Origin of the sequence: Pseudoalteromonas sp. Isolate6 (assembly GCF_022398435.1) — a bacterium.
Lineage (GTDB): Bacteria > Pseudomonadota > Gammaproteobacteria > Enterobacterales > Alteromonadaceae > Pseudoalteromonas > Pseudoalteromonas galatheae.
In genome coordinates this window covers 1-10,538 of sequence record NZ_JAKEVK010000172.1, presented here as the reverse complement: position 1 = coordinate 10,538, position 10,538 = coordinate 1, and the positions used below count along the sequence as shown (strand labels likewise).

General features: G+C 42.7%; 5 protein-coding genes. 1 reads left to right on the top strand and 4 read right to left on the bottom strand.

Going from position 1 to position 10,538, the window contains the following annotated elements:
- Positions 1-974: 974 nt before the first annotated feature.
- Positions 975-1,886: an AraC family transcriptional regulator gene (locus tag L1D50_RS17955; protein ID WP_239966527.1), complete on the top strand. Its 912-nt coding sequence runs from the start codon at positions 975-977 to the stop codon at positions 1,884-1,886.
- A 69-nt stretch (positions 1,887-1,955) separates the two neighbouring features.
- On the opposite strand, the gene L1D50_RS17950 is transcribed toward L1D50_RS17955, so the two are convergent.
- From L1D50_RS17950 to L1D50_RS17935, 4 genes are all read right to left on the bottom strand, one after another.
- Complete coding sequence (locus L1D50_RS17950) at positions 1,956-3,833, bottom strand: hypothetical protein (protein ID WP_239966526.1); 1,878 nt, start codon at positions 3,831-3,833, stop codon at positions 1,956-1,958.
- Positions 3,830-4,966, bottom strand: coding sequence for an NAD(P)H-binding protein (locus L1D50_RS17945; protein ID WP_239966525.1), 1,137 nt, complete (start codon positions 4,964-4,966; stop codon positions 3,830-3,832). The genes L1D50_RS17950 and L1D50_RS17945 overlap by 4 nt, the downstream gene beginning before the upstream one ends.
- Before the next feature lie 96 nt (positions 4,967-5,062).
- Positions 5,063-7,213: a TonB-dependent receptor gene (locus L1D50_RS17940; protein WP_239966524.1), complete on the bottom strand. Its 2,151-nt coding sequence runs from the start codon at positions 7,211-7,213 to the stop codon at positions 5,063-5,065.
- A 269-nt stretch (positions 7,214-7,482) separates the two neighbouring features.
- The coding region (locus tag L1D50_RS17935) for a hypothetical protein (RefSeq protein ID WP_239966523.1) at positions 7,483-10,538 on the bottom strand (3,056 nt) is incomplete at its 5' end.

Below are 10,538 nucleotides of genomic sequence, written 5' to 3'. Positions count from 1 at the left end.
AATTATTGTTAAAATCGCACTGATTTTAATCTTTTATGATTTATAGAAACGTCGTGGTAAATGGCCAAAAATTCATATTGAGATATTAAAAGTTCGCATAATTTTAGGCGTGTCTGGCTTTTAGCTTATTTAGGTAAATTGAATATTGTTAAGAATGATAACTGACAGGTACCTTGGTGTCACTAGCACTATTATCAAGGCGATGGTGTCGCTCGAATACTAGAGTAGTACCTGTGAAAAATACTGCGCAGCATCCCACTTTGACTTGGATATGCTACTTATTTATCAAGATCGGCTGCCAAATTATCGCTTATTGGACAGATGTGCTGAGCATTTCAGTCTGAATAGCTCCTGCTGTGGATAACGAACTCATTTATAGCCGCCTATTATGGACAAACATCGAAGTTTGCAATACCTCAGATGAGTTCCCGAGACTGTGACTGAACGCCAGAGCGAAGCTATGCCTGGTGTAAATATCAGGTCGAAAATTGTAGTTTTTAGAATTTTTTATTGAGAATGATTTTTATTAGTGTTAACTTCTTGGGGAACATTACTCAGAATTTGTTTTTATTACCCTCAATTTATTAATTGTTAGGATGTTGAGGGTTTAGAGTGGGTTTGTCCGTGAAATTGTAATTAACCTGCCAGGTTTATGTGGAGTATCTGCAAGATAAATAGCGCGGTACTGACTGAGGTTAACCGGATCATTACTAACAAAATTTAAAAGCAACTTTTGAACGCATTCTATATTTCACTTGAATTGAACACTTAGCTTTTCTGAAGCGGCTAATAATGAGTAGTGAAATGCATAGCCAGATACAACTGAATAAAACATGCGCAATACAGGCGAAAACCATGCTCGCTTGGTTGGTATGGTAAAGCTTATATTCTTTATAGGCATGTTGAAGTTGTGTCTAAAGGAAGTATAGCTACAGATGCCAGAGTGATACGGGGATTGGAAGGGGGGTTAAAAAATGACTGTGTGTAGTGACATTGAGATAAGTACAGCGAATAAACAGCAACAGATCGACAACGTGGTTGGGCAGAATTTTGTGCAGTTGATGCCCGGTCTTTCTGTGAGCATATCTTCAGCGCAAGATATGGGTGCTGCAGATACTAAACACATATTTCCTGGCGATGACCAATACATCCACATCAATAATGTTCTTGCGGGAAAGTTTGAAGCGACGGTTGGTAATACGCTGTTACAATGTGAGTGCGGAGACTTCAATATTGGTTTTTCGGGTGGGGAGAATTTCTGTGCTTATCATAGTAATGATTTTAGTAACCTAGAGATCATGATAAAACCCGAAGTGCTTAATGAGCTTGCTGGTGAAGAGCTCAGCGGCGTAGATCTTGGGAAAAGTATGTCGTTCTTTGTGAAGCAAAGTGGCCCCAGTAGAAAAGTCAGTACATGTGCGAATCGTATTCATAAGCTGATAAAAGATCAAGAAGCCAACCCTCTGCTGCTACATTCCGCTACATTAGACTATTTATATTGGCATCTTACTGCACTGAAATCAGTTGATACTGGTAGCCAACTCCCGCTTCGAGAGAAAAAGCAGCTTATGGCAGCAAGAGATTTTCTATTATCCGATCTTAGTTGCCCACCTACCATTTCAGATGTCGCTAAGGTGGTTGGATTGAACCAGTGTAAGTTAAAAAAAGGCTTCAAGGTGCTGTTTAACAATACAGTTTATGGCTGTTTTCAAGAAGAAAGAATGCACAAAGCAATGAACCTATTAAAAGACAATAACGTAACTGAAACAGCCATTTCGCTGGGTTATAGCAATGTGAGCCATTTTAGCGTAGCTTTTAGAAAACAATTTGGGGTGCTGCCTAAAGAGGCGAGACTGAACCTAGCTCCTAGTATTGTTTGTGGTTAATCACTTTTGAGAGTATGCCCTGCGGGCCTAGCCCGCAACACATAAATCTTTCTTCGTCGTCTTTTTCTGCTAGCCCACGGCCTGAAGCGTTAGCGCTTTATTCAAAGTGATGTCAACAACACCCTCACCTTTAAAGTTCCAAGTTATGTTCAAATTACTCTGACTGGCTAAAAAGGTTAGTGCTTCTTGCTCCATCTCTCTAACCATGTCAGCAAGCTCAGGACAACCGAGCTCTTTAAACATAGCTGCATACGCACAGTCGGTGATAGAAATGCAAATTGTTGAGGCATCAACCTTTGATTCGCTTAGTGTAAATAGGCCAAGTTTGGCGTAGTTTCTAAGCCAAGTGAGCCAGTATTCTAAAATCACATCTTCTTTGTTTTCAAACATATTAAAGGATTCGGGATTAGGCCATAGCCAGCGCATTTCCATTTTGCCTGTCTCTAGAAACATGTCACGATATAATCGGTAGGCTTTATCCTGCCCTAGTAGCTTCCTCGCGTTGTCATAACCTGAGCTAAACATACTCATGTCTTTAGTGATGGATTTCCAAATTTCGGTATATTCTCTTTGGTGCCTATCGCGCCAGTGCTGTAAACTTTTATTATCTCGACGCCATGCTAACAGCGTAGTAATTACAAACTTTGTGAAGCTATACCTATTAGTGGCTCCTTTTAGTTCTCGCCATATCTCTGATTTATAAAGATACTCTTGTTGCCTTTTTGCCATTTTTGGATGTTGCTTTGTTACTGTGTACCAATTTAGCCCCAAGTTTCTGAGACTATTAATGTCTGATGATACGCTGTCTACCCAGCCAAACTCTTGATCTGCTCTATGTGTGTTCTGAGTGTTTGCTGGTTTTGCCGTGACACCATATAAAGCCAATGTTTGCAGTAGCTTTTGGCGCGTTTTATAAGACAAATGCTCTACGGATTTGACACCATAGCTGTCAAAAAACACATTGTTCAGCCAACACTCAACCACAACACATGCCATCTTGGCGGTAAGTTCATAAGAAGAAATAACCCCATGTAACATTAGTCCTGATTGCGGATTATTGTCTGGGTAAACCCATAAACAAGTATCGGGATCTGACTCTTTTTTGGTTTTGAGCTTTTGCCCATTGTTAAAAAACATCTTGGAGAAAAATGTATTTTTACGCTCGCCTAAGCGATATTTACTCATAAACTTTGCAAATCCAAGCGTAAGGTGTTGGATATGATAACGACTATCTAGGTGCTTTATGTCAAGGTCTTCAGCAACATACTCACAACTAAGTCCTGCGACTTCGGGTGTTGCAAATGGAATAAGGTCAGCGGGCTTTTTCAATGCAGGAAAAGCAAACTGGTGTTGTGCGTCCTGCCAAGGTGTGTCAATTTGTTTGCGAGTTCCTTCTCGCCAGCAGGTTAAGGTATTGGTGAAGCTTGCTAAAATCGCTTGTGGACTGGTCTCGCCGCCACCATAGGCTGCGCCCATATACAAACGGCATTGATAATGGCCGGTTGCAGATACTTTTTTATGCGCAAGCTCAGTTAATAGTAATGTTGAAATACCAGGGGAGAAGCCCATACCTGTGAGCAGCAAACATTGTTTTGATTGGGCCTCAGTATTCAGTGCGTGTATTTGATCTGCAGCCTGTAGGCTGTCATTAATGTCGAGGGCATCTATATTCGCGTTCAAGCACAGTTGATGCGCCTGTAGGGCAAACTTATCCATTGGGCCTAACGCAATCACTGCTAAGTCAAACTTTTTGAGTGTTTCAATGCTTTTGGCTTTGTCATTTATATCAAAAGGAACAAAGTTAATATGCTTTGGCAATATACCTGCTTTTGGTGTTCTCCTTGCCGCACAGCTTATTTTTAAATCTGAGAGTCGTTCACTGAGCAAGTTGATAATGCGCCTGCCCGACTCACCAGTACCTCCCAAGACGATGATATTTTTACTCATGCAGCCTCCTGCTTGGTGTTGTTGTCTGATTTAGAAAGAATAAGCCCTGCAACGACACCTGCTTGTTCGAGATCTTTTATAAAATTATTGGCATCAACAGCTTCATGTAGCATCATTGGACCTGTTTTGGTGATTTGATTGTTTAATAATTGCTTAGCCGCTATACCGATGATAAAGCCTGTAGCCTGATAGGTATCTTCTAGAATGATTTGGCCATGGTGTACGCGGTTGTCAGCACATTTAATTTGGGCATCGACGGCGTAAATTGGGTCGAGCTTACGCATATCTTTAGCTGAGGCCTTACATAACCACCGCGCTGCACGAGCGATAGTTTTATGGTTTTTGTACATCTTGAATATCTTGGCAATCATGCAAACAAACATAGCGCGGGGCCCGAGATTAGCACCATAGACTTTAGCTGTTTGTATGTCATGTTCGTTGGCGAGTTGCACTATTTCTTCTGCGTAAATCAACATAGTAGATGCGGTGCCTATAGGAGCGGGAAAGTGTGCTTTAGTAGCAGCCTTCGAGAACTTTTCACGTTTAACTTGCTGGTTTTCCAAGTAGCAAAAGCCACGCTCGTGACCAAAGTCTCCCAACCCATTTATGATGTCCCATGCCGAATTGTAGCTCCAAGCGTCTCGGCCAACGTATTGCACTTCTAAGGATTTGATGTCCGCTCCACGACTACATTGTTGAATAAGATAGGCAGGGAATACGCCTGATAAGCCCGGTAGCAAACCGACGTTGATGATGAGCGGTACTTCACTACTATACTGCTTTTCATGCTCGTGTAGGGACGCGTACACTGGATCGTAGCCACCGGCATCAATAATTGGTACGCCTAACTCTTTACAGGTCAATACTATTTGATCGCCGATAACGCCCGAGGGGCCAACACAGGCGACGACCAGATCTGTATTCTTTAACTGGGCTTTTAAATCGTTGGTGTTTTGGACATCTAGTTGTACAGTATTTATTCGGTCCTGATGTTGCAAAATTGCACTGGGCAATGAGGCTTTTCTACGTGAAGCAAACGTAAGTGCGGCTTGTGTATGCTCAAGTAAATACTCGGCTGCTTTTAAGCCTACTTGACCTGTACCACCGAGCAATAACACGGATTGAGCTTGCATGGTAACTCCCTTAATAAGCGTATCAACGCATTGATATTATTTATACAATGTCATAGTGGCGCTTGATGCGTGCGCCACTTTCCACTCGTTATTGGTTTAGAAATTAGTACCTACAGTGAGGCCTATGGTTCTCGGGTTTCCTGCTTCTGCCGTAACACCGAAACCAAAGTTAAATGCAACTTTTGAGTAATATTCATCGAGCGCATTCTTCACCCATAGGTGCGCGTACCAGTTTTCGCTTTCAAGGCCTACTTTGGCATTTAAAAGGTGATATGCTGATTGCTTCATTTGGTTACCTGCATCAAAGTAGTGATCACCCATATAAATGTTTTCTAACTGCGTGAATAAGGTGAAGTCGCTGTTGAGTTCTGTACGATTGCTAATGGACAGGTTGGCGCTGATCTTAGGTGTATTTGGTAAACGATTATCGGAATAGTCTTCTATTGCACCAGTTGCAAAGTTCACACTTTCATACTCACTATAAGTGGCGTCAACATAACTACTTGAGAAGCCAATGGTCCAATCCGGGTGAGGCTGGTAGCGCGACTCAAACTCAATACCCCGACTGGTACTTTCGCCAGCGTTATCTGTGATAATGGTGGTGTTTTCTAACATCTGTTGCACTTGTTGGTCGTCTAAAGAAACGTAAAATGCAGTGATTGAAAAGCTCAGTTGGTTTTCTAGCGCTAGTGCTTTATAGGCAATTTCATAGTTATTACTGTATTCAGGCTCAAAGCTAGGCTTGCTTAAGTTGGGATATAATGTGTCAAATCCTCCCGCTCGGTAACCTTTACTCCAAGACGCATAAACAAGGTCATTATTGTTCGTTTGATAAGAGAGGGCTAGTTTGGGTAGAACTTCGCTGAATTCTTCCTTGCCACCGTATTGCGAGGTAACTCCAGTGGATTGAGAATCGATATTAATATCAGCTTCTCGCTGCTCTTTATGGTAGCGTAAACCTGCAATGACGGTAATATCCTGAGTGATTGCGTAATCAACCTGACCAAATACCGCCCAAGCTTGGTCATCTTTCCCGATAATCGAACGATCAACCATGGGTCCACTACCTGGATACATAGAGGAGAAATTTAAATCATTTCTTGTCGTATTCTGGGTATCTGATTGGTAGCCATAAAACCCGACTAGCCAATGGTAGTCTTCAGTATTTTTAGAGCTCCAACGCATTTCATGAGAGAGCTGATCAAAATCTTCCTGAGAGTGACTATGGAACTGATATCCTGCGTCATTGCCTGTATCTTGATCCGCGGTATTCAGGTTATCCCAGTCACGCCAACTTGTGATCGAGATGAAGTTTACATTGTCACCGCTATAATCCAGTGTAACCGAAGCCCCAAGTGCATCGCGATCGTCAACTCCTTCAAAGTCATGTTCTATGTGATCTGGATTGGCTTTGATACGCTCAAGTTGCCCCATCGCATACGAGTCTCCACGAAAACGTTCATAATCCACTACAAAGTTGGCTTCAAGATTGTCTGACGCGACCCATCTAAGTTTAGCTCTCGCACTCAGATCGTCGCGAGCACCAAAGTCCTTGTCTAAGTAGGTATTTTCAAGATGTCCATCGGTGTTATATGCCGAAGCTGATAAGCCGAGAAATAGATTATCTGCAGTTAAGGGGGTATTTACACCTAATCTAACTCGCTTTGAGCCAAAGTTATCTGCAGAAAAGGTGCCTTTGAACTCCGGCATTTCGTCTGGTTGTTTGGTGATAATATTAATAACACCAGCCAGAGAATTGCCCCCGTATAGTGTGCCTTGAGGGCCCCTTAGGACCTCAACACGCTCTATATCCACAAGGTCCAAATCAAAAATACTATTGCTACTATAATTCACGCCATCGACGTAAAAACCTATGGTGGGTTCGGTGAATAAACCCGGGCCTATGCCACGAATAAATACATTGCTGTCTCTTCGGCCACCCCAGCTATAAACGTGAACGCTCGGGATCGCTTGTCCAAGATCTGTGATGGAATAGGCTTCAGAGTCGGCAAGTTCTTGTCCAAAAATAGCAGTTACGCTAGAAGCAACTTCCATAATATTCACGGTACGCTTTTCAGAAGTGACTTCGATTCGTTCCAAGTCGATATGTTTGGCTTGATCATCTGCAAATACTGCTGAAGAGGAAACACCTAGACTCATTGCTAACAAGGTACGTGAAATATAATAGTTGAGTTTAGAGGTGGAGAAGAGAGGGTTGGCTGCAGACGTCAGCTTATAACGAAACATAGTAAATTAGCTCCTAGTAACAACGAATAGTAGAGTAGTTGGGCATTGAGTTATGCTGCGCTAGAAATGTGTTTTTAGGCTTACTTCTTGTCAGCGTTGACCATTTGGTCGGCCCTGTTTTTATTGTTCGTTATTGTCTGAATATGCAAGGAGAGCCACTACCCGAAAGCGGCCATTACCCCTCTGTGCGGTTTTTTTTAAAGGTAGAGAGCAAGGTTGGTAGTAATTAGGGCGCTTATGTGGCAGCCCTAATCGTTTGTAATGGGGGTTTACAGAGGTAGATTTTGCACGTTTGCGTCACGCAGCGTCATTTGGTGAAATAATATATTTAGTTGTTTTTCATGTTTAGGCTGATTTACGGCTTGCAACAGCTTCAGGTACAACTGTTGTGCCGATATGGGCTGTGAAGCACTCTGTACTCGATAATGCGCTAGGGTATCATTGATCACATTGCTAAATTGCTCATTATCAATGAGCTGTGACACTTCATAAACAACAAGCTGCGATTTACTTTTAGCGTATGGTTGGTGCGTCAATGCTAAGGCGTTTTTCTCCACACCGGACTCTTTAGTACGTGCTAATAAGTAGTCATTTTTAATGCTAGCCAATAGTTGTTGTGTTGCTTCGCTACTCAATCTTGATTTGGTCAGCGCAAACCAAGTTGGCACTCCCTCAGACAGTATGGGGTAACCTGCGGTGTTTGCGATTGCGATATTCTGCCACCAAACCTGAGCAACTGCATCGTGTACGGTGTATTCTAACCAATCGGAACTGGATGGATCATGATAATTGTGTTGCCAAGCGGACATTTCGGGGATAAGTGCTAAATTTGCACTCACGGTTTGCTCGCCCATCCCCTGAGGTAACGCTGCTATTTTTAAGCTGTTGTATGGGTAAGCTCCAAATGTTGCTTCGCCTTGTTCAAGTGCATGTTTTGCTCGTTGTATCATGGAACTTAGGATTACTTCATCGGTGTTAAGATAAAACAGTTCTATGGAAATTTCTTTGCCGGTTTTTGCACTTATCCATGTAGACTGGTGAATTTTGTATCCGGCGCTCACAATGACAGGATCCCAATGACTCGCTGTCATTGTTTGAAATTCATAGCTGTGGCGCTGTCCTTGTGTTTGCTGTTTCAGCAGCTCCCCCGGCGCCACAACTATTTGATTGCTCGGGGCGTCAATTTTTAGTTTATAGGTGAGCAGATCTGCATCATCGTGTTGATACAAGTCTAGTGTTTGTGACTGACTGAAAAAGTCTGGTGCCAGCGGATCGAGTTTAAACTTCTCTCGTAGCGCGTTGTCTTTGATGATGTTGTTTTTCTCGAACCCAATGGAGGGCCAAAAACTTGCATCAATATAGCTGGCATTTTTTGTCACTTTGCCAATGTAATCAGTTGCATGATTACTATAGCCCTGATATTTGACTGAAGCTGCAAAACTGAGCTGACTTTGTTGCTCATGAGTGAGAGGTGTATTCAAGCCCCAAACCGAGGCATGATGCGCTTTGTCTAAAGCGATCTGTGAAAGCGCTTGACCAGAAAGTAAGATTTCATCAACAGCGGTGTAGTGATTGGTGTTGAGCAGCAACTGCTCGATTGCATTCTGGTGTGAATTAACCAATGTTAAGTTGGCCATGTATTTTATAGCGCGCTGATTTGGGTAAAGCGATATGGCAATTTCAGCGTGGCGAATTTTAGGCTGTGGTTGTGTATCGAATTGCCGGTATTGCTTTTCATAGTCGGCTTGCACAGCATAACCATCGGCTTGTGTTTCAAATTGACCGTTAACGATCATCTCTTGATGAATTGAGTTGGCTTGGTAGCCAAAAATTGTCCCTGACAACAGCATAATTGCCAGTGATCGCGGTGTAATCTTTTTTGGCAAAGCGGCGAATCTTTCCTTAAAAGACGCAATCATACCTCGTGTCCACAGCCAGCTGCTCAATACAAGCAACACGCAATAAAAACTGAGCCAGTAGAGCATAAGATTGAGATCTCTGATGATAAATTGCTCTGTAGATGCTATTTCGGAAAGCTGAGCAATAGATGGCCATGCCCATAAATACATAAAGTTCTCTATCGCGTGAGTTTCATTGAATATCGCAGGAGAAATACAGAGCACCACGGCACATACCTGTGCAGCAATTTTAGACTGCAATAGCCCGTAACTTATGATGGCTATAAACACATAAGCGAGCATTAATGGCAGCAAAACAAGCATGCTCAAATGCAATAAACTTTGCCAATCGGGGTCAAGATAACCTTGTATTAATTGTGTACCCAATAAGCCTGAAATAGGCACTAACATTAATACGACTGCAACAAGAGTAGCGCAGATTATATGGCTTAGAGGGGGTTGCCAATCTGGCGTTGGGCACACAGCAACCAGTTGTGCGGTATTTAGCTGGTGGTCTTTGTGGCACTGATCAACTATAAAAAAAGCGGCGGCAAGCATGGTAAAAATCAAACTGGGATAAATCAATACAGGAAGCAGCGTGTACGTTCTTGGCAAAATAGCTGCGCTGCCCTCCATGCCTGGTAAACGGTAGCTTAAACCGGCGATGAGCAGCATCAACGAAAGCGTCAACATTGATAGGTAAAACGCCTTATTAGTAATGATTTGGCGAGCCTGAAGGTAACCGGAATAGACGCTGAATTTAAGCCAATAGACTGTGTCTTCGTTGGTTATCAAGGTTAATGGGTTCATATTTAGTTTGCTTGAACTGTGCGTATGTTGTTGCACTTTTGCAACGGGCCTTGCTGAGGCTTTTTTGCTGTTACTGGTTCTAAATTGCATTAAATCGAAGCGCCACCATGCAAATGCCAGCAAAGACAATGCGAGCGTTAAGTAGAGCAAACGATTGTAGAGTAACGCTCCATCTAAACTTAAAAACTGGGTCATTCTTTGCTGTGCTGTCCAGTAGAAAATTTGCCCTTCAACTGTAACCTTACCTAGCGGGTCAACAATTTGTAGCCAAGTAGCTTGTGGTGCGCCGTCACCAAACAAAGCGGTGATAATGACGAACGAGCCAACGGCTATCATCATCGCTGCATAAGCTGGTGTAGCGCGTCCAGTAAGTGCTGTGAGCGCAAACGGAATAGCGGTATAAACTATGCAAGCTGGGAGTACCCAAAGCAGTATAGCGTGTAAAATATGGGGCCATGAAGTTGCGATAAAATCACTATCTGGGTAGAGTCCAAAGAGGCTTGAGATCAGGGGTAAAGTCACCATAGCGATGACAACTGAGCTCATTACTAACAGCACGATAGCTAAACTCGCTAAATATTTACCGATAAAATAGTGTTTGCTATTGATATTAAAAC